This window comes from Aporhodopirellula aestuarii (assembly GCF_023701485.1).
Taxonomy (GTDB): Bacteria; Planctomycetota; Planctomycetia; order Pirellulales; family Pirellulaceae; genus Rhodopirellula; species Rhodopirellula aestuarii.
In genome coordinates this window covers 1-22,692 of the sequence record NZ_JAMQBK010000049.1, presented here as the reverse complement: position 1 = coordinate 22,692, position 22,692 = coordinate 1, and the positions used below count along the sequence as shown (strand labels likewise).

Below are 22,692 nucleotides of genomic sequence, written 5' to 3'. Positions count from 1 at the left end.
AAGCCCGGAGGGAGTCGCGTCAATGTCCGCTGCAATTTGCCAACACGGTAACTGACACCACGCCGCATATCGAAATCGGAAATTCATGAGCGCTCTATTCCGACAGGTTCATCGCCGCATCTCGGCGATGAACCTGTCGATGCGATCGCATCGTTCGCGGAGACGTAATCAAAACTCTTCGCTGATTACCTCGCGAGAGGCCCGGGTCCCTAGGGCTCCCCACAATCCATAAGGACTCTTCACTCCCTGAACATTAGCGGCACGAACGTTGGGAGCCTGTTGATCACCCGCCTCAATGGAATCAGTGATGAACTTGACTGCACCATCTCCCATCAGGACATGGGCGCCTCCTTGGTGATTGCTACTTGCTCCAAAGACCCCGGCTTGCCGAGCATTCCCTGCACAGGTGAGCGAGTTTGGCGGCTTGATGGTAACGAAACCCGTTTGCATCATATTTGCGACAGCCCATTGATATCCGCGAGCTTCCGCAGACCGAGTGGTAACGACATCGACAGGTACCGATGCCTCCCAGAATTGAGGACGGGCTGGATCTGGGTCGTTGTCGCAGTTGGTGACAGCGACGTGAGAGTTTGCTCGGTTCGCTGCGCTCGTGCGGACATCGCGGTCGCCCAGGTAGGTTGCAATCTCACCCATGGCGATCGTGTTGGACAAGCCATCTAGAACATCTCGAAACCGTCCTTGACGGTGCTTTCCAAACATTCCTCGCTGAGCCGCCCTCGCGTTGGTAACCCATCCATCTGGATCCCAGCCCGCATAATGCCCACCATCGAGTTCCAATCCAGCGTTGCGTCCCCCTGACGCCTCGGTCCGCTGTGAATCACCCAGGCAAACGGCGTAGTTAGTACGGCCTTTTGCTGGAAGTCCGGTTCCCGGGTCGCTGGGGCAACGAAGCATCCCTATCTCGGTGAGCCATGGCGTGTATACGACGCCACCAGTCAATGGGTGAGGGCCCATCGCCGGATATTGCTCACCCGCGTCGATCGTTCCGTTGCTATTCGAATCGACCCAAAGTGGGTTTGATACCTGCTCCCAGAGAGCTTGTTGTTCGAAGAACGGGGTCAAGCCTACTAAGGCGCTCAACTGCATTGCGTTGTGATCGTTGAAGACCTGGTACATGTGCCCACCTGAAACAAGAGGCCCATTCAGCGTGCCTGACTTGGTGCCAACGCCATGTGTCGTCAACTGGTTGTACGCAGAATGGTAGTTGTGCATCGCAAGCCCGAGTTGCTTGAAGTTGTTACTACAACTCATTCGACGAGCGGCTTCGCGTGCGGCCTGAACCGCGGGTAACAGCAAACCGACGAGAACGCCGATGATCGCGATCACCACCAGCAACTCGACTAAGGTGAATCCGAAAGACGGACGTTTGTAAACTCTATTCGACATAATCAACTCCAAGACAAAACGGCAGGAAACTGGACAACGTGATGAGAATCATGGGGGATGAAAGTGTTACGAAACCATTGGCCGCTAAACCATTGGCCGCCAAACCATTTGCCGAACGAATGGGGCGCTGGTCGAGCGTGCTCGGTTGTTATGTGGTTTCGTTCCATTGAATGGATTTTAGTTTTGCTTTCTGATAAGGCGTAGCTAGCATTTGCGTCAAAAGGTACCGGGTTTGCTGCAGCGTTTTGCCAACCAGTGCCGAGTGAACCGGCGTGCCTCTGCAACGTGTGTTGTTCGTGGTGAGTTGTGGATTGCGATTTCGATCGTGCAATTGCGGTCGTGCGATTTGGGTTGCGTGACTTGCGCGATGGATTGAGCTGATACGGTCGTCGGGATGTCGGAGCAAGCTGATTCGGGATAAAGGAACAGGCATTCCAATCGAATCCTGAAGCGACGGGAGGATTGGTCTGCGGGTTGGGGTGAGGTGGCTCGTGCGGGGAGTCTCCTGAGAGATTGTCTTGATCGAGCGACTCGTTCTGTGACCGCATCGCGGGAGGGCATTCTCTCAGCCCGTTATCACTGTGGCCTCCATTGCGGTAAATACAATCCCGTTTTTTGTCACAGTGTTTTCGTTTTGCCGCATTCGATGTGGATTGATGGAAATGCGGTGTAAAGTTGAGCTTCCGGTGCAACAGTCACGTTATTTAACGGGTAGAATGGATGTCGACGCCCCGTCGGACGCGTTCTGAGCCGCAACCTCGCGATTGAATTAATGACGCCAGTTTCCAAAAAACCGCAAGTTTTGTTGTTCATCGAATCGTCGCGTGCTTACGGTCGAGGTTGCTTGCAGGGCGTTGCCGGGTACCTCCGAGCACACGGATCCTGGGACGTGATTCACTTGGAACGCGGGTTGAGCGAGGCGGTTCCGAGCGATCTCGTGGGGCGTCGATTTGATGGCGTGATTGCTCGCGCCGAGAACGAGTCCATCGCCACAGGGATTCAGCAACTTGCACGCTGGGTCGTGGACCTGCGTGGCAGTTTCGCACCACAGCGTGGGGCGTTGATCGATACCGATCCGGATGCATGTGCGCGCGTGGCGATCGATCATTTTGTGGAACGTGGTTTTCGCCGCATTGTTTTCTGTGGCTATCATGGGGTCGATTTTTCGGACGCCCGCGGTGACGCGTTCATGCGGTACTGCGCCGAGGAAAACTTGGAGACTGACCGATTTGAAATGACGCTGGGCGAATCGGAAAACAAGGCGATTCCCATTGAAGGGGTCTTGCGGCATGAGGCACATGCCGAAATCCTCGAGACCGTATTGGTGGATTGGTTGCAACAGCAACCGGTGCCAACCGCGGTCTTTGCGTGCAACGATGTTTGCGGTCGCCAAGTTGTGCGGGCTGCGGTCAAGGCCGGGTTGCGAGTTCCCGAGCAGATCGCGGTGTTGGGTGTCGACAACGATGAAGTGATTTGTGATCTCACCAATCCGCCGTTGTCGAGTATCGAACCCGACACGTACCGGATCGGTTTCGAAGGTGCCGCGTTATTGGCGAGCTTGTTTGCAGAAGAACACGATGCGCGTGATGCCTCGCATCCCGGTAGCGACCAAGCACAGGATGCTGTGGTGAACTCGTGTCAAAGGATCGTCATTCCGCCACGACGTGTCGTGACACGGTTTTCAACGGATGTTCTCGCCGTCAACGACCCCGATCTCTCGTCCGCGATTGAGTTCATTCGACTCGAGGCATGTCGCGGTATTGGCGTGGCGGACGTCGCAAAACATGTTGCGATTTCACGCGCGACACTGGAGCGACGTTTTCGTTACGTATTGGATCGCACCCCACGCGAGGAGATCGAACGCGTGCGATTGGAACGCGTGAAAACGCTGTTGTTGCAGACGGACTATGGTCTTGACCGCATTGCCGCCATGACCGCGTACAGCAAAGCGCCTCATTTGATCACGGCGTTCCGGCGGCAAACCGGATTGACGCCGTCGAGTTATCGTAAACGGCATCAACGCCAGTAGGCGGGCACGCGTCTGGGAATCGTGCGTTTGTCGTCCGAACGTGTTGCCGTGACCATTCTTAATTCGACTTATGCACGTTTTGCTTCGGTCGAATCGTTAGAGCATTTTACAAATCATGTCGGTCCGGTTCCCACCGGACGAATTCGAATCGGCCGGTAGGAATCGGCCCTGCATCCCACATCATTCTTCAGAATGCTCTAGGTGTAGCGAACGTTTTGGTGTTCGGGTTCGAAGAACGCAGGTAGTAACGAATCGACTCGCAATAAGCCTTCGCGGGTCAAGCGGATTTCATCGTCGTGGATTTCGACGAGTCCCTGTTCGACATAGCGATCCCAAACTTCACGCCACTGCGTGAGGATGTCAGCGTCGAACTTGTCAAGGAAGTAGGCACGTTCGACGAAGCCGCGTTTGAGCAACAGGATGAGTTCCCGAACCAGTGCTTGATGGGGTGTCGGAACGTAGCCGCGGCCGAGTGGCAGTTTGCCTGATTCGATCGTTTCGAGGTACTCCGGCATGTGCGGCACGTTTTGATAGTGCACGCCGTGAACGTGGCCAAAGCTTGCGATGCCGGTGGCGATCAAGTCGGCACCACGCCACAAATTGTCGCGGTACGAGAAGTTCACTTTGCCCGTATCTTTGACCAACGTGTATCCGCTGCTGACCTTGTAGCCGGCCGCGATCAGTTGATCAAACGCGTAGTCGACCCAATCACGTTTGGTTTGCCACGGTGCGACGGGGCTCTCGGTTTTATTGCCCAGCATGTCTTTGCTGTAGATCGTATTGAACGGCAATTCCATTTGATAGATCGTGACGCTCTCGGGCGACATCTCGATTGTGCGACGGATGTTGTCCCGCCAATTGTCCCACGTTTCACCGACCATGCCGGCGATCAGGTCGATGTTGACGTTGGGGAAGTTCGCCGCTTCGATCCACTCCCACGCCGCGAATACTTGTTTGGATAGGTGAGCACGTCCGTTTTCTTCGAGTAACGCGTCGTTGAAGTTTTCCACACCGAGGCTGAGGCGGGTGACGCCGAGTTTCTCGCGAAGCGTTTTGACTTTCGTTTCGCTAAGCGTGCCCGGTTCACATTCGAAAGTGACTTCTTCGGCGCCGTCCCAGGTGATGTGTTCGTGAAGCCGGTCGGCGAGTTTGGTGAGTTGTTTCGGTGACAAGAAACTGGGCGTGCCGCCACCGAAGTAAACGAATCGGAAGGGACGGTCACCCATCACGGGCAATTTGCTGACCATCGAGATCTCGTCGCACAACGCGTCGACGTATCGTTGGACTTCGCCCGCGTTGACATCCGTGAAGACTTTGAAATAGCAGAACTTGCAGCGTTTGCGACAGAACGGGATGTGCAGGTAAAGCCCGAGGGGATTGTCGTTGGCCGGGGGCGATTGCATCCGCGAGCGAACGTCTTCCAGAGCCTCAGCGTTCCATTGGCTGTACGGCGGGTAGTTCGAAATGAAGACGCTACCGACTTCAGTTTTGTCGTCGCTCGAGGTGCTGGTCATCGCAAGAAGTCTTTAGGAGTGAGGTAGGAGACGGATCGCGTTGGAGGCGTCCGTGAGGGCGGGGCAGGTCGCGTGTATTTCCGTACAACGGATTGATGGTTGTTTATCGAACGCCAAAACATCTGACGACACCGTCGTCGTCGGCGATGAACAGGCGGTCACCGAGGATGGCGGGAGCGGCTATGAATTTGCCGCGTGATTCATACGACCACGTCTCCTCGCCGTCGGCAAGAGACAATCGTAACAGGAGTCCGTCGGTCGATGCGATCCAGACGTCGTCGCCGGCGATCAAAGGCGACGCGTCGGCTCGGCGGCGGAGCGTTTTTCGCCACATCCGTTCACCGGTTTTTCGATTGATGGCGTCGATGTGTTTGTTGTTGCTGGCGACGATCACGCGATCCGGTCCGATCGCGACGCTGCTGCGGTATTCTTGGGCACGCTCGGGGTCTTCGAATTTCCAGCGGACTTCGCCCGTCGAGGGATTGAACGCGAATAGGACGCCATCCATGATCGGCAGGAAGACTTCGTCGCCGATCACGGCGGGGGTACTGCCCGTCGGTCCGCCCAGCGGCATCGATTCACGAGCGGCTTCACCGGTAGCGAGATCCACAACATGCAGGGCACCATCACAGCCACCCAAGAACGTCTTGCCGGATCCGATCGACGCGGCACATCGGATTTGATCGTCGGTTTCGTATTTCCAATCGAGTTGACCGGTGTGAGCGTTGAGGCAATACAGACTCCCGTCTTGGCTGGTCTGCAGTAGACGGATTTCGAAGGCTTTCGATCCATCGTCGGCGGTTTGCGGGACAGCGAAGAATGCCGGCGCCGCGTTGATTTCACCTTCGGTGGTGTATTTCCACAGCGACGCTCCGGTTTCCGGATTCATCGCTTCGACGTTGCCTTCGACATCACCAACGACCAAAAGCGGTTGTTGGAACCGTGGTGGTGAGCCTGATGGTTCGGCCGCGTTGACAGATTGGTCCGGCTGGGCAGCTTTCGCCGATTCGATGATTGGGATCGGTGCGGTATCGATGCCCTCGGTCGGGATCACTGACGAAGGCAGGTACAGACCCGCGGGGGCGACAAATCCGGTTTCAATTTCGCGTCGCCAGATCGATTTGCCGGTTTCGACATCGAGTGCTTCGACGCCACCCATGACATCGGTGACGTACAGCCGGATGCCGTCGCTGACCGGTGTGGTTTCGATCGCTTCGGGGGTTTGGGCTTCCCAGAGAACCTGTAGGCCGCTGGGCAATGTTTGCGAAACAAAGCCGCTGGCGCCGGCGTCTGCCCGCGCCATCGTCCACGTCGGTGTCGGCGGCGATTGGGAATTGGCGGTATCGGTTGCGCCGGAGACGGACGGGACGCTCGCCTGAAGCAGCAAAATCACCGCTAAAGCGACAAACGTTAATCGTGCAATCACTGCGGTCATGGAGAGGTCGTGAGGGTAACGGGTGTGCAGGAGTTGGGGACAGATCGTAGATAGGGCACGGTCCACCGTGAACCGATGTCGGTTGTCCACGGTCTATTCGGTTTCATACGAACTATTATAAACTGTCGGACACCGTTGACCGACCGTATGCGGGAACCTTTCTGTTTGCCTTTCGAGCTTATTTTCAATGATTTGTGTTAGTCTTGGGCGTGCCCGCCACCAAAAAATGATCGCGGAACATCAATTTCTGGTGGAACAGGGGGCGGAACTCGTCGAATTACGCCTCGATTTCATCACGAGGGCGGTCAATTTAAAGCGGCTCGTTCAGGATCGTCCTGGCCCTGTCGTCATTTCGGTCCGTCGTAAGGAAGACGGCGGCCGGTGGGAAGGATCCGAGCAGGATCGGTTGATGTTGTTGCGAAGTGCGATCGCAGCGGGCGTCGAATACATCGATATCGAAGCCGACGTGGCGTCACAAATTCCCCGTTATGGCGCGACCAAGCGAATCATCAGCTATCACGATTTCTCCGGCACGCCTGACGAACTCGACGAATTGCACGCTGCGATGGCGGCCGAGGACGCGGACATCGTCAAGATCGCGACGATGGCCAATACGTTTTCTGACAACGTTCGCATGATCCGATTGGTCGAGAAGGCGACGATCCCGACAATCGGAATCTGCATGGGCGAGTTGGGAATGATGACTCGGATCCTCGCCAATCGTGTCGGATCACCGTTCACCTACGCCACCTTCAGCAGCGACAAAAAGCTCGCGCCGGGGCAGCTGAATTGGAAGGAGATGAACAGCATCTACCACTACGAGTCGATCAATAAAGACACGGCGTTGTTTGGTGTGATCGCCGATCCGGTCGCGCACAGCCACAGTCCGCTGATCCACAACGCCGCGTTTGTGGATGCGGGTTTGAACGCCAGATACCTGCCGTTCCGTTTGCCCAAAGACGACTTGCAGACGTTCATGAACACGGCACAAAGTATCGGGATCGAAGGAATCAGTATCACGATTCCACACAAAGAGGCTTCGTTACCCTATTGCACGCAAGCCGAGGCGAGTGCGACGGGAATCGGGGCGATCAACACGATGATTTTCACCAATGAGGAGCGACTTGGTTACAACACCGATTACCGCGCCGCGATGGATTGCATCGAAGAGATCTTTGGGATCAAACGCGGACAAGAAAATTCGATGCAGGGCAAAGTCGCGATGATTCTTGGTGCCGGTGGTGTTTCGCGTGCGATCGCCTGGGGGCTTCGGCAACGCAAGTGCGATGTTTACATCGCGTCGCGGACGATGGAACGCACCCAAATGTTGGCTGGCGAGTTGGGATGCCATGCCATTGAGTGGGAGCAACGGCATGACACCAAAGCTCACTTGCTGGTCAACGGCACGCCTATCGGAATGCACCCCAACGTGGATAGCAGCCCCTACCCCATGTCGGCGCTCAACGAATACATGGTTGTCTTCGATACGGTTTACAACCCCGAGAATACGCTGTTGGTCAAATACGCCAAACGCAAGGGGGCCCGTGTTGTCACAGGTGTCGACATGTTTGTCCGCCAAGCCGCGTACCAATTCCGCTTGTTCACCGGCAAAGACGCCCCGACGGATCTGATGCGGCAGAAGATCAAACAGGCAACGAACCCGGTGCAGGTTAATTAGCTGTTAGCTCCCAGCTCCCAACTCCCCCCTATTCATCCGCATCGAGTAATTCTTCGACCCTGTCTCGGGGATGGTCGTCGCCTCGGTAGGCGTTGAGGAGGGTGGTCGGGTCGAGCATTCTCCAGCCGGGAATCCCCGCGTACATGGTGGCGACGAACATGCCGCCGCGTAACGCCCAGAGGACGTAGCCGATCGATGCGATGCCGAGCGTGGTGCCGACGCCGCCGACCCAGAATTCATGTTCGTCGTTTTCACTTGCGGCAAACTCGGTGGGGGTCGCTAACGCGTACCATGACATCCACGCGTCTCCGTTTGTGTCCAACAAATTGTCGGCGAGCCCTAGGCGGAAGATCGACGCGACGGAGAGCATCTCGTCGTGCCTTGATCCGGACATAAAGTGGCTCGATCGCAGGATGTGTCTCGAACCGCCAATGATCATCGAGTCCCGTTTCTCGGACGTTCCCGCACCTTCATCGTCGGCATCACCGTTTTGTTGCGATTGATTCCGCTGTGCATTGGAAGGATGGTCCGCGGATTCGTTTTGGGACGATCCACCCGTTTCATTGGCTAGCCCGCCGATGGGTACATCGGCTGGCGGACTACCGTCGCCAGCTGTGCCGCTGCCGGCACCGTCATCACCGCCGCCATCGCCTGATCCGGAACCTGATCCACTGCCACTGCCACTGCCCGATCCGCTTCCACTACCCGATCCGCTTCCGCTTCCCGAGCCACTACCTCCGCCTCCGCCCCCGGCCTGGACGTTGATCGAGACCGTCGCGACGTTGGCGCTGAGCAACATTCCGTCGTCACTGCGATAGGTGAACGCATCGACGCCGAAGAAACCCGAATTGGGTGTGTACGTGATCACACCGTCGATATCGATCGAAAGACTTCCATTGGAAGGTCCCGCCACGAGGACGAGGCCCAAGGCATCGCCATCGACATCGGTGTCGTTGTCCAGTGGATTGGGAGTTGTCAGCGTGACCGATTGACCCGCAAACGTGTTGTAGGAGTCGTTGTTGGCGACCGGAGCTTCGTTGATGTCGCGGATCGCGATGGTGAAGTTCTGGATCACTTCACTGCCGTCGGCCGAAACACTCCGAACCGTCACGTTGTGCGAGCTATCGACTTCGTAGTTCAGTGGTGCCGAACCCGATGTTAAAATCTCGCCGGTCGCAGGATTGATCGTGAATCGGCCCCCGGCATCGTCGATCAGTGAGTGGGTGATCGTGTTGTTCGAACCATCCGCGTCGCTGGCCGATACCGTGATCCCAACGCTCACACCGCCAGGTGTGTTTTCATCGACCTCGTTGGTCGCTCCGTCGATATCGCCGTATCCGACGACACTAAATTCGTTGACATCGTTGACGTAGACGGTGAAGATTTCCAGGTACGTCGCCCCGGCCGCATCGGTCACCTGGATCGTAATGTCGTGCTGCGTGTTGAGTTCGTAGTTGATGTTCGAGGCGTCCAAGACGATGATCTCGCCATCACTGTTGATGTCGAACCGTCCGCTGGCGTCATCGGTCAAAAGGTAGGAAACCGTGTCACCGGCATCGACATCGCTCGTCGAAACAGTCCCAACGACCTGTCCGTTGCTGGGGTTTTCGTCGACGCTCATGCCGACCGCGGTCAGATCATCGGGTGCGTCGTTTGTTCCTTGGATGGTGATCGTGATTTGCTGAGTCGATTGGGCACCGTCTTGGTCGGTAATGGTGTACGTGAAGACGTCATCGAGCGTCTCGGACGAGGTACGCAGTGCTTGGACCGCTGCGTTATCGTTGTCGACGACGTAGGAGTAGCTGCCATCGCTCGCGATCACGATTTCCCCGTAACTTCCGGTGACCTGGGTTCCCACCGACCCCGATGCGGTACCGGCGACACCCGCTGCAACGCCGCTGACGTTGAAGGAATCGGTCACGTCGGCATCGGTGTCGTTAGCGAGCACGTTGCCCGTTGGATCCGTGCCCGCGTTGGCGTTGGCAATTCCACCGGCCTCGACCGCGGTGTTCGAGTCCACGACGGCGACGGGACCGTCGTTGGTTCCGGTGATGGTGACGGTGATCGTTTCGGTGTCGCTCAGCGGGGTGCCGTCATCATCGGTGGCACTGATCGTGTAGGTCAGCACCAACGTCTCGCCGGTGGCGAGGAAATCAAACGCTTCGCTGCCGCTGTCAAAATCCCAACTCAGCGAATTGGTGATTTGAGTTCCATCCAAGATCGCAGTGGGCGAAATCGATAAAAAGCCTTCCAAAACGGTGTTGGTCAGCGTTCCCGGAGCGCTGCTCGCCCCCGTGCCACTGACGGCAACGCTGTCGACCGCCGCGGTGACGTTGTCAGTCACATCGGAATCACCAATCGTGAGCGATCCGCTACCGGTCAATCCGGCATCGGTTTCGGTTAGTCCGAGCGAGGCGGGGCCGCCGGTGATGACGGGGGCATCGTTGGTGCCGTTGATCGTGATCACGACATCTTGGGTGTCCGTCGCTCCCTGGCTGTCGGTGACGGTGATCGTGTAAGTCAGCGTGAGTGATTCGCCCGAGGCCAAGTAATCAAACGATTCGCTGGCGGAATTGAAATCCCAGGTCAGCGTGTCGGTGATCTCGCTGCCGTCGAGCACGTTGGCGGTCGACGTCAACATCGCCAGCAATGCCGTGTTGTCGGACCCCAGTCCCGTGGTGGTTCCGCCCGCGACGACGCTGCTGACGGTCGACGTCACGGTGTCGGACAAGTCGAGATCGTCAACGGTCAGGCTGCCCGTGGAGGTGAGGGTGGTGTCGGTTTCGGTGAGTGTATCCGCGGCGCTGCCACCGCCGATCGTGATGTCAGGCGTGTCGTTGGTACCGCTGATGGTGATCACGACGTCTTGCGTGTCCGTCGCCCCCTGGCTGTCGATGACCGTGATCGTGTAAGTCAATGTCAACGATTCACCATCGGCTAGATAATCAAACGCTTCGCTGGCGGAGTTGAAATTCCAGGTCAGTTGGTCGACGGTTTCGGTTCCGTCGAGCACCGTGGCCGTGGAGGACAGCATCGAAAGCAGCGCCGCGTCGTTGGAGGCCAGTCCGGTGGTTGTTCCGCCGGACACGACGCTGCTGACGGTCGACGTCACGGTGTCGGAGAGGTTGAGGTCGGTGACGGTGAGCGTTCCTGTGGTACTCAGCGTGGTATCGGTTTCGGTCAACGCATCAGCGGCGCTGTCACCGGATTCGACGGTGATCACGGGCAGGTCGTTGGCACCGGTGATCGTGATGATGACGTCTTGGGTATCGGTGGCTCCTTGGCTGTCGGTGACGGTGATCGTGTAGGTCAGAACCAACGCCTCACCGGCGGCGAGGTAATCAAAATGCTCGCTTCCGGAATTGAAATCCCACGTCAACGTGTCGGAAGTTTCCGAGCCGTCGAGGACGGAGGCGGTGGAGCTGAGCATGGCCAGCAAAGCCGTATTGTCCGAGCCCAACCCGGACGTGTCGCCACTGGCGACGACTCCGCTGACGGTGGAGGCAACGGTGTCAGACAGATCCAGATCCGTCGTCGTCAACGTGCCGCTGGTGGTCAGCGTCGTGTTGTTTTCGGCCAGTGTGTCGGCGGCGCTGTCGCCGGTCTCGACGGTAATGTCGGGCGTGTCATTGGTGCCGTTGATCGTGATCACAACATCTTGAGTGTCGGTCGCTCCCTGGCTGTCGGTGACGGTGATCGTGTAAGTCAGCGTCAGCGATTCGCCGATGGCCAAGTAATCAAACGATTCACTGGCGGAGTTGAAGTCCCAGGTCAGCGTGTCGGTGACTTCGGTTCCGTCGAGCACGTTCGCGGTCGAGGTCAACATCGCGAGCAATGCCGTGTTGTCCGACGCCAGTCCCGTGGTGGTTCCACCGGCAACGACGGTGCTGACGGTCGACGTGACGGTGTCAGACATGTCGAGATCGTCAACGGTCAGCGTGCCCGAGGAGGTCAGCGTGGTATCGGTTTCATTGATCGATTCAGCGGCGCTGCCACCGCCGATCGTGATGTCAGGTGTGTCGTTGGTGCCGTTGATGGTGATCACGACATCTTGAGTGTCGGTCGCTCCCTGGCTATCGGTGACGGTGATCGTGTAGGTCAACGTTAGCGATTCGCCCGCGGCCAAGTAGTCAAATGACTCACTGGCGGAATTGAAATTCCAAGTCAGCGTGTCGGTGATTTCGGTTCCGTCGAGCACGTTCGTCGTGGAGGTCAACATGGCGAGCAGGGCGGTGTTGTCCGACGCCAGTCCCGTGGTGGTTCCGCCAGCGACGACGCTGCTAACGGTTGACGAGACGGTGTCGGACAGATCGAGGTCGTCGACGGTCAGCGTGCCCGAGGTCGTCAGCGTGGAATCGGTTTCGGTGAGCGACTCCGCAGTACTGCCACCCCCGATCGTGACGTCAGGCGTGTCGTTGGTTCCATTGATCGTGATCACGACATCTTGGGTGTCGGTCGCTCCCTGGCTGTCGGTGACGGTGATCGTGTAGGTCAGCGTGAGTGATTCACCGGCGGCCAAGTAGTCAAACGATTCACTGGCGGAATTAAAGTCCCAAGTCAGCGTGTCGGTGATTTCGCTGCCGTCGAGCACGTTGGTCGTCGACGTCAACATCGCGAGCAATGCCGTGTTGTCGGAGGCCAGTCCCGTCGTGGTCCCACCCGCGACAACGCTGCTGACGGCCGACGTGACCGTATCAGACAAGTCGAGATCATCGACCGTCAGCGTGCCGGTGGAGGTCAATGTGGTATCGGTTTCGGTGAGCGTTTCCGCTGCACTGCCACCACCGATGGTGATGTCAGGTGTGTCGTTGGTGCCGTTGATGGTGATCACGACATCCTGGGTATCGGTGGCACCTTGGCTGTCGGTGACGGTGATGGTGTAGGTCAGTGTCAGCGATTCGCCGACGGCCAAGTAATCAAACGACTCACTGGCGGAATTGAAATTCCAAGTCAGCGTGTCTGTGATTTCGGTGCCATCGATGATGTTGGCCGTGGAGGTCAACATCGCGAGCAGGGCGGCGTTGTCGGAAGCCAGTCCCGTGGTGGTTCCGCTGGCAACGACGCTGCTGACGCTCGACGTGACGGAGTCCGACAAGTCGAGATCGTCGACGGTCAGGGTGCCCGAGGTCGTGAGCGTGGTATCGGTTTCGGTGAGCGTGTCCGCGGCGCTGCCGCCACCGATGGTGATGTCAGGTGTGTCGTTGGTGCCGTTGATGGTGATCACGACGTCTTGGGTATCGGTCGCTCCCTGGCTGTCGGTGACGGTAATCGTGTAAGTCAGGGTCAGTGATTCGCCGGCGGCCAAATAATCGAACGCTTCGCTGGCGGAATTGAAGTTCCAGGTCAGCGTGTCGGATTGCTCGGTGGCATCCAGAACGTTAGCGGTCGAGGTCAACATGGCGAGCAATGCCGTGTTGTCGGACCCCAGTCCGGTGGTGGTTCCGCTGGCAACGACGCTGCTGACGGTGGAGGTGACCAAATCGGTCAGATCCAGGTCGGTGACGGTCAGTGTGCCGCTGGTGGTGAGCGTGGTGTCGGTTTCGGTGAGCGATTCCGCGGCGCTGTCACCGACTCCGAGAGAGATAACGGGCTCGTCGTTGCTGCCTTGGATGGTGACGGTGATTTGCGTTGTCGAGGTGGCACCGCTGGCGTCGATCGTGGTGTAGGTAAACACATCGTCGAGTGTTTCGCTGCTGTTGCGGAGGGCTTCCACGGCGGCGTTATTGTTGTCGACGGTGTAGGTGTAGTTCCCATTGGAGTCAATGTTAATGCTGCCGTACGCGCCCGTGACGTCTGATGCCACATTGCCGCTGGCGGAACCTGCGACCCCGGCGACAACGCCGTCCACATTCTTGGTGTCGCTCGCATCGACATCGGTATCGTTGGTCAGCACATTGCCTGACGGGTTTGTGCCAGCCGTCCCGTTGGCGACGCCACCGGCTTCGGTCGCGATCGCGGTGTCGAGCGTCGCGACGGGAGCATCATTGGAGCCACGAACGGTGATCGTGAGCTGCGTCGTCGACGACAGACCCGCAGCGTCTTCGGTGGTGTACGAGAACACTTCCGTTAGCGTGTCGCTGGACGTTCGCAACGCCTCGACGTCGGTGTTGGTTTCGTCGATGACATAGGTGTAGTTGCCCGCCGAATCGACAGTCAAGGTTCCGTAAGTTCCCACGACACCGGAGCCAACGCCGCCGGAGGTTGAGGTTTGTACGCCCGTGGCCACGCCGGTTACGGACTGGGTGTCACCGGCGTCGACGGGATCGTCGTTAGCGAGGACGTTGCCGGTCGCATTGCTGCCTGCCGTCGCGTTGGAAACGCCACCCGATTCGTTAGCGATGCCGGTGTCAGCGATCGCCACCGGGGCATCGTTGGCACCTTGAATCGTGATGGTGATTTGAGTGGTCGACGTTGCCCCGGAGAGGTCCTCTGCGCTGTAGGTGAAGATGTCGGTGAGCGTGTCGCCGCTGTCGAGCAAAGCTTCTACGAGCGGATTGCTGTTGTCGACGTTGTAGCTGTAGCTGCCGTCCGAGGCGATGTTAATCGAACCATACAAACCCGCGACGCTCGATCCGACCGAACCGGTTGCCGATCCGGCGATCCCGGCGGTCACCCCGCTGACGACCATGGTATCGCCAGCATCCTCGTCGCTGTCGTTGGCGAGCACGTTGCCGGTCGGGTTGCTGCCTGCGGTACCGTTTGCCGTTCCGCCGGCTTCCACCGCGGTTGCGTTGTCGGCAACCACGTCCGGATTGTCGTTGGCCCCACGCACCGTTACGGTAATTTGCGTGGTGGAACTGAGTCCGTCGGTATCCTCGAAGGTGTAAGTGAAAACATCATCAAGGCTTTCACCACTGGTGCGCAAGTTTTGGACCGCGGCGTTATTATTGTCGACGTTGTAGGTGTAGCTGCCGTCCGAGTTGAGCGTGATGGAGCCATACGAGCCTGTGACCAGCGTCCCCACCGAACCGGTCGCCGAACCCTGGACACCCGCAGCCACGCCCACGACGGTTTTGGTATCGCCGCTGTCGACGTCGGTATCGTTAGACAAAACATTTCCGCTCGGATCGGCACCCGCGGTGCCATTGCCGCTTCCGCCCGCTTCGTAGGCGGTTGCGGTATCGACGACCGCGACGGGAGCGTCGTTGGATCCTTGGATGGTGATCGTGACTTGCGAAGTCGATTCGAGCCCCGCGGTGTCGTGCATCGTGTAGGTGTAGACTTCTTGCAGCGTATCGCTTGCGGTTCGCAGGGCTTGGACGGCGGAGTTGTTTTGATTAATCGTGTAGGTGTAACTTCCGTCGCTATTGATCACGATCTGGCCGTAGTTGCCCGCGACCGATGCCCCAACGGATCCTGATGCGGATCCGACGGTGCCTAATTGAACACCGATCACCGATTTTGTATCGCCCGCGTCGACATCGGTGTCGTTAGCGAGCACATCGCCGCTTGCATCACTCCCCGCCGTAGCGTTGTTAATCCCGCCGGCTTCGGCGGCGATCGCGGTGTCGTCGGTTGTCACGGGAGCATCGTTTTGCCCATCAACGGTGATCGTCAACTCGGTCGACGACACGTTCATGAAGGCGTCTTCCATCGTGTAGGTGAAGATGTCGGTGACATGATCGCCCGAGGTCAGTAGTGCTTCGACCGCCGCGTTGTTGTTGTCCAACGTGTACGTGTAGGTACCGTCGCTGTTGATCACGACCGTTCCGAAGCTACCGGTCACCGAGACACCGACGTTGCCGCTGGCCGATCCCGTGGAACCCGCCGCGACCCCTGTGACGAACTTGCCGTTATTGGATGCGTCGTTGTCGAGCACGTTTCCGGCGGGATTCGAGCCCGGCGTGGCGTTGGCGACTCCGCCCGCTTCTTCGGAGGTGGCGTGGTCGGCTTCGGCAACCGGCAAATCGGTGCGACCATCGATGGTGATGACCAATTGCGTGGTCGACGCCAATCCGGCTGTGTCCTGCATCGTGTAAGAAAACGTTTCCGAAAGCGTATCGCCATCGTTTAACGCTTCCACCGCGGCGTTGTCGTTGTCCAGCGTGTAGGTATAGCTACCGTTGGCATTGATCACCAACGATCCGTACGTGCCGATCACGGTTCCGCCCACATTGCCGGACGTGGAGGCTTGCACGCCCGTGGCGACGCCGGTCACTGTTTTGGTATCGCCGGCATCGACGTCGGTGTCATTGGTCAGCACGTTGCCCGACGGATCGGTTCCCGAAATGTTGTTCAACATTCCGCTGGCTTCGGTGGCGGTCGCCGCATTGGCGACGGCGTCGGGTGCGTCATTGGCGCCGGTGATCGTGACAGTAATTTCCGCCGTGGAATCCGCACCGCTGGCGTCCTGCATCGTGTACGTAAAGACTTCCGACAACGACTGGCCCGACGTTCGCAGTGCTTGTACCGCCGAATTGTTGTTGTCGACGGTGTAAACGTAGGTCCCGCTGGCATCAATTTCGATCGTTCCATACGTGCCGGCGACATTGGCGGCAACCGATCCCGAAGCGGAACTTTGTGATCCCGCGGCAACTCCGACCACGGTCTTGGTATCGCCCGAGTCAATGTCGGTATCGTTGCTGAGCACGTTACCCGTGGGGTCGGTTCCCGGGGTTCCGTTACTGGTTCCGCCCGCCTCGGCCGCGATGATGTTGTCATCGACCGCCACCGGATCATCGTTTTGACCTTGAATCGTCACGGTGACTTGGGTCGTCGAGGTCGCTCCGTCGGTGTCGGTCATCGTGTAGGTGAAGACATCCTGCAGCGTATCGGATGAGGTTCGCAGGGCCTCGACCGCCGAGTTGTTGTTGTCGACGTTGTAGGTGAATGCACCGTTGGCGTTGATCGTGATGCTGCCGTAGCTGCCGGTGACCGACGAAGCCACGTTTCCACTCGCCGAGCCCGCGACGCCCGTGGTGACCCCCGTGACCGTTTTGGTATCGCCTGAATCGACGTCGGTGTCGTTCGTCAGCACGTTCCCGGTCGGGTCGGTGCCCGCGTCAGCGTTACCATCGCCACCTGCTTCCACAGCAATCACGTTGTCGGTCACCGCGGTTGGAGCATCGTTTTGCCCATCAATCGTGACCACGATTTGGGTTGACGACGTGGCTCCACCACTATCGGTGACGGTGTACGTGAACGTGTCGGTAATCGTATCTCCGCTGGTACGCAGCGCTTGCACGATCGAGTTGTTGTTGTCGACGGTGTAGGTGTAGTTCCCATTGACGTCGATGACGATATCACCATAGGTTCCGGTGACGGTCGAGTTGACATTGCCCGATGCCGAGCCGACAGTGCCGGCGGCCACGCCGGTGATGCTGAGCGTATCGCCGGAGTCATATTCCATGTCGTTGCTGAGCACGTTGCCGGTCGGGTTGCTACCGGCGGACGCATTGGCGACGCCACCCGCTTCGGTGGCCGTGTCCGTATCAGCCACGGCGACCACGGCGTCGTTGACGTCGGTGACCACCGTCGAGGCGGTCGCCGTTTCGCTTGAGTAAGCAGTTGTACTGCCCCCGCCGCCTGGGTTGGCGTACGATGGTGAACCGAACGACGAAGCGGATCCTGTGGTGGTATCCCACGCGACAAAGTCAAACGTGGCGGTTTCGCCGTTAAGGGTGTCGGGCTGATAGCGAATTTGCGTCGACGCACTCAGTAGCAGGGCATTGCTGCCGGTGATCCCGCTGAATGAAGTCCAATTGGTTCCGTCGGTCGAATATTGCCAGTCTCCGTTGCTGCTGACCGCGGTGACCGCGATCCCCTTGGCCGCCCCGGTATCGACATCCGCCCAACCTGCCGACGACAGGATTGAGTCGACACTGGTTGGAGTGGAGGGCGTGTCTTCGTTGGTTCCGGGCAAACTGACGGTGGCCGAATCGGTGATCGTTGGCGCGTCGTTGACCGCGGTCACGTTGATCTGGGCGGTGCCGACATCGTCGCTAAATGCGGTCGTTCCACCGGTGGTCGTCGTGTTGACCTTGGTGCCTTGGGTGCCCGCGGTTTGGTCCCAGGCGACAAACGACACGGACGATGTGTCGCTGTTCATCGCATCGGGAACATAGCGGAGGTAGTCGCTCGATCGCAGCAGCAGCGAAGTGCTGGTGGTGACGGTGCCGACGTCGGTCCAAGACGAACCGTCGAGCGAGTATTGCCACGTTCCATTGCCGCCGCTGATCGATCGGATCGCGATCCCTTCGTCCGCGCTGGAGTCGACATCGGTGATGCGGTTGCCCGACAAGCTGGAAATAATCGATGCGACCGTGTGGCCCCCGTTGTTGGTATCGTCTTCGGTGATGTCGCTGAGTGTGAACGTTTCTGAGTTGTCCAGCACCGGTGCGTCATTGTCCGCCGCGATGTCGACGTTGACGTTCCCAAGATCAATGTCGGAACCACCACCGGATCCCGTGTTTCCGTTGTCGTTCACTTTGACGTTGATTAAATCGGCGTTGTCGCCATTCAAGTTCGCGGTCGTGTGCAGGTATTGGATGTTGCTGGCGTTGTCGAGGTAAGTGTTCAGATTGGCCTGCGTTCCGGTCAAGGTCAGCGTGCCGCTACCGCTGCCGCCGATCGTGACTCCGCCACCACTGCTGGCCGTTAACGCTCCTCCCGTCGACGTGGTCAGAGTCAAGGTCAAATTGCCGCCGCCATGATCGACATCATTCAAGTTGATCTGTGACAGATCCACATTGCCGTTGACATCTTCGGTGACTGTGATATCGCTCGGTAAACCGCCTGGATTCGTCGGGTCGTCGTTGGTGGCAGCGATGTTGATCGTTTGGCTTGACGAGTCTTCTTCGCTAGTTCCATCGCCGGTCAGTCCCGGATCACTGCCGGTGTTGCCACCATCGTTGACCGTGAGGGTGATCGTGGTCGACGCGCTCGGGGTGTCACTGTTGTTAAGGTAGGTGATCGTGCCGGTGCTGGCACCCGTTAAGAGGTTGTTGATTTGGCTGAGCGTGCCGGTAATCGAGACGGTTCCGGTGCCGTTGCCCGAGCTGATGGTGATCCCCGAGTCACCCGCGGCAACCGTGATCACTCCTTCGCCCACGTTGATCGTAGCGGTCATCGTGCCGCTAGCCGCATCGACATCGGTGACGGTGAATCCGGTGCCTTCGATTGCCAGTCCGACTTGTTCGGTGGCTGACAACGCGCTGCCGGGCCCGCTGACAACGGGGGTATCGTTGACGGCGGCGATGTTGATCGTCTGGCTCGCCGAACCCTCCTCGCTCGATCCGTCGCCGGTTAGCCCCGGATCGGTGCCGGTGTTACCGCCGTCGTTCACGGTGACAGTGATCACGGTCGACGAACTTGGGGTATCGCTGTTGTTCAAATACGTGATGCTGCCGGTGCTGACGCCCGTCAACAGGTTGTCGAGTTGGCTGAGTGTTCCAGTGATGGTGACCGTGCCAGTCCCATTGCCACCGCTGATGGAAACTCCCGAGTCGCCAGCGGTAACCGTGATCGCTCCTTCGCCGACGTTGATCGTGGCTGTCATCGCACCGCTGGCAGCATCCGCATCGGAAACAGTGAAGCCGGTGCCTTCAATCGCCAGTCCGATTTGTTCGGTCGCGTTGAGTTGGCTACCCGGTGCGCCAACAACGGGTGCGTCGTTGACCCCGCCGACACTGATCGTGCTTGTTGAGAGAGCTGAATCAAGCCCGTCTGCATCCTGAAGCACAAAATCGAAGGTGCGCGTTCCTTCGGCGATGTTGTTGTCTTGGTTTTCGTACTGAATCGATCGAAGCAAAGTCTGCAGGTCCGAGCCTGGCATCGTTCCACCACCATTGCGGGTGATCGTGAAATCCGTGCCGCCGGTAACAATGCTAAATGACGTTGATCCTACCGTCACTACTTTGGAACTGCTTTCTGTCGCTTTAAACTCGACGCCAGCAAAACGCAATCGCTCTTCCGTTCCATTCGCAGCGCCCGTCAAGGTCATTGTCAGCGAATTGAAAGTAGAATTGTCAATGTCGCTGATTGTTGCATCACTATCGGTCACACCGATCAGTGAGTCGCCTTCAGAAAACGTGGTTGAGTAGTTGCTGCCAGCACCGTCGCTACCATTGAGATCGATGATCGATTGGTCGTTGCTTCCGGTGATCGTCACGGTAACGGTTTCGGTGTCACTTAGCGGAGTCCCGGCATCGTCCGTGACGCTGATCGTGTAGGTCAGGATCAACGTTTCGCCATCGGCCAAGAAGTCGAATGCTTCGCTGCCACTGTTGAAGTCCCAGGTCAGCGTGTCGCTGGTTTCAGTGCCATCAAGAATGGCAGTCGGGCTGACCGACATGTAACCTTTCAGTATCGAATTCGTCAAACCCGCTGGCACGCTACCGCTTCCCGTCCCGCTGATTCCAACCGAATCGACGTCCGCGGTGACCGAATCGGGGGTATTCTGATCCGTCACCGTGAAGGTGCCGCTGGTAGTCAGTCCGCTGTCGGTTTCGGTAAGTCCCGCCGTATCCGGACCACCGGTGATTACCGGAGCTTCGTTCAAGTCATTGACGTTGACCGTTAGCGTTTCCTCGTAGACGTTCGACGCCGAATCCGTCACCCGTACGGTGACGCTGTAGGACGACTTCGACTCGAAATCGAGCGTGCCGTCGGTCAGGATCAGTTCGTTGTTTCCGCCGCCGCCTATCGAGAATTTGGCGGCGTCGGTTCCACCGACAATGCTATAGCTAAACGTTTCGCCGGCATCCACATCGGTTGCCGTCAGGGTGCCAACGCTATATCCGCTCGATGTGTCTGTGTTTTCGTCGACCGATAGGCTGTTGGGCGCGATGTCGGTCGGGGTCTGATTGTTTGGAATTGCGGTGAAACCGGAGATCTTTTCGGATCCTCCCGTCAAACCGATGTCCGAGCCATCCAAGATCAACTGGGCTGTCACATTGCCGTTGCCCGATCCAGCAACCAGCGTGGTTTGCGAGACGGTAAGGGCCACCAAATCGTGCTTTTTGATACTCAGGCTGTTGCTGCCAACGTCGCTATCTCTGTCGATGGAAACGAGGATCGTACCGGCGAGAATCGTGTGCCCACCGATGACCGTGTCCGATTCATACAGTTCAACGCCATTGATGTCTTCGTCCAAGCTAACATTGGCGTCCAACCCATCTAGCAACGTTTTTACCGTGCCGCTTGTCGTTCCAGCACCGACATCGGTCGTTTCGTACAAGAGCAGTGAGGTGCCGGTACTCATCAGGAAGTCACCCGCCTGCAGCGTGGTGTCACCGACGACGGTGTTCTTTTCGACCAGCGAAATGCTTCGCAAATCGAGACCGGTGGGGTTTTCCAATAGGACGTAAAAACTTCCCGAGGAATAATCGCCGGCCGTGTCGGCGCGGAAGACGATGATATCGGAGTTCGCAATGGTCAGCGTATTGGTGCTGACCAGTGTCTCTGCGTCTCGGGTGGAAAACAGGATGTCGCCGGCAAGCAGATTGAAGTTGGAACTGCCTACCTGGATATCTGCACTGACGTAGTGCAGGGCATCGATTTTGGTATCGCCGCCAAAGTTATCTAGATTGAAAACCGACGTGGCGGTTGCGGTCGTGATTCCGTCAACCGGTTCCAGCTTCAAGTCTGGGTCGCCCAAGGCGAGAACTTCACCGCTGGTCCATGAGTTTAGGCCTGCGGCACCCTTCGAATTGACATCCCCATCGGTGCTGAACCAGAACGCCGTGTCATTGGCAGCGGCCGTTAAGTAGGCGGGATTCTCGTCCCAAAGAAACAAGAACGGCTGAGTGGTTGTTTCACCGGAGTCTTTTTCAACCTCATTTCGTTCGCTCCAGGATCGTCCGTCCCAAAGCGGGCTGTTGATGTCGCCGCTGTCATCGAGTGCCGTCAGCATGATCTGATTGGTCTCAGGGCGGCTGGACAATGTGATCGTTCGCACTTTGTCTCCCAGGTCCACTCCCGACGATTCTGCTGACCATCCGCTGCCGTTGGCCCAGGTGCGGTAACTGAATCGGTTATCGTTTTCCGTATAGACCGCCAGCAGATCGCCCGACTGTGATTCAAACGCGACCGCGACACTACGAAACGTATTGATGCTCTCAGAGGTAGAGGCCAACAGTTTGTCTCCCCAACTGCTACCGTTCCAGACGGCCAGCCAGGTCTCTTTGTTGGTGGTATGAGCCGAGAAGGCAATCCGGTCACTGGTGGGATCCGATGCGACGCTGGACCAAGTGACTTGTCCGGTGACGCCGGCGGGTGGTGTCAGGTCCTGTTGAGCACCCCATGTCGATCCGTTCCAGATTCGATAGTGCGCGTTTGACGTATTGTCCCCGTAGACAACCATCGCATCACCGCTTTGTTGCTCATAGACAACAGCGACTTCGGTGTTACTGGCACCGGCAATGGTCGATAGGGTTTGGGCGTTGCCCCAATTGTCACCGTCCCATACGATGGCAAAGTCCTGGTTGCTGGCGTTGCTTCCGACCAACACCAACTCATCGGAATCGGGCGCGGTGGCGAGTTGTAATTGTGACGGCTCACCCGTGACGGGGGTCGTGATCGTGTTGGTTGCCGACCATGAGCTTCCGTTCCAGACCTTGTAGGACAGCCCCGAAGTCCCCGTCGTGCCGTTGTTCCAGACGAGGATGGCATCGCCGGATAATGATTCGTA

General features: G+C 58.0%; 6 protein-coding genes. 2 read left to right on the top strand and 4 right to left on the bottom strand.

Going from position 1 to position 22,692, the window contains the following annotated elements; genetic code table 11:
- Window positions 1–168: 168 nt before the first annotated feature.
- The gene (locus NB063_RS18460; RefSeq protein WP_250930235.1) at window positions 169–1,407 is read right to left on the bottom strand and encodes a DUF1559 domain-containing protein; all 1,239 of its coding nucleotides are present in this window, start codon (window positions 1,405–1,407) and stop codon (window positions 169–171) included.
- A gap of 772 nt (window positions 1,408–2,179) precedes the next feature.
- Between NB063_RS18460 and NB063_RS18455 the strand changes: the two genes are divergently transcribed.
- On the top strand, window positions 2,180–3,436 hold the full coding sequence (locus tag NB063_RS18455; protein ID WP_250930234.1) for an AraC family transcriptional regulator: 1,257 nt from the start codon (window positions 2,180–2,182) through the stop codon (window positions 3,434–3,436).
- Between the two features lie 197 nt (window positions 3,437–3,633).
- Here NB063_RS18455 and NB063_RS18450 read toward each other — a convergent pair whose 3' ends face one another.
- The gene (locus NB063_RS18450; protein WP_250930233.1) at window positions 3,634–4,950 is read right to left on the bottom strand and encodes a coproporphyrinogen-III oxidase family protein; all 1,317 of its coding nucleotides are present in this window, start codon (window positions 4,948–4,950) and stop codon (window positions 3,634–3,636) included.
- Between the two features lie 103 nt (window positions 4,951–5,053).
- Complete coding sequence (locus tag NB063_RS18445) at window positions 5,054–6,385, bottom strand: outer membrane protein assembly factor BamB family protein (protein ID WP_250930232.1); 1,332 nt, start codon at window positions 6,383–6,385, stop codon at window positions 5,054–5,056.
- A 187-nt stretch (window positions 6,386–6,572) separates the two neighbouring features.
- Between NB063_RS18445 and aroE the strand changes: the two genes are divergently transcribed.
- Window positions 6,573–8,063 carry a shikimate dehydrogenase gene (gene aroE / locus NB063_RS18440; protein WP_250930231.1) on the top strand — a complete coding sequence of 497 codons (1,491 nt, stop codon included), beginning with the start codon at window positions 6,573–6,575 and terminating at the stop codon, window positions 8,061–8,063.
- 28 nt (window positions 8,064–8,091) lie between these two features.
- On the opposite strand, the gene NB063_RS18435 is transcribed toward aroE, so the two are convergent.
- Window positions 8,092–22,512, bottom strand: coding sequence for a VCBS domain-containing protein (locus NB063_RS18435; RefSeq protein WP_250930230.1), 14,421 nt, complete (start codon window positions 22,510–22,512; stop codon window positions 8,092–8,094).
- Window positions 22,513–22,692: the final 180 nt, after the last annotated feature.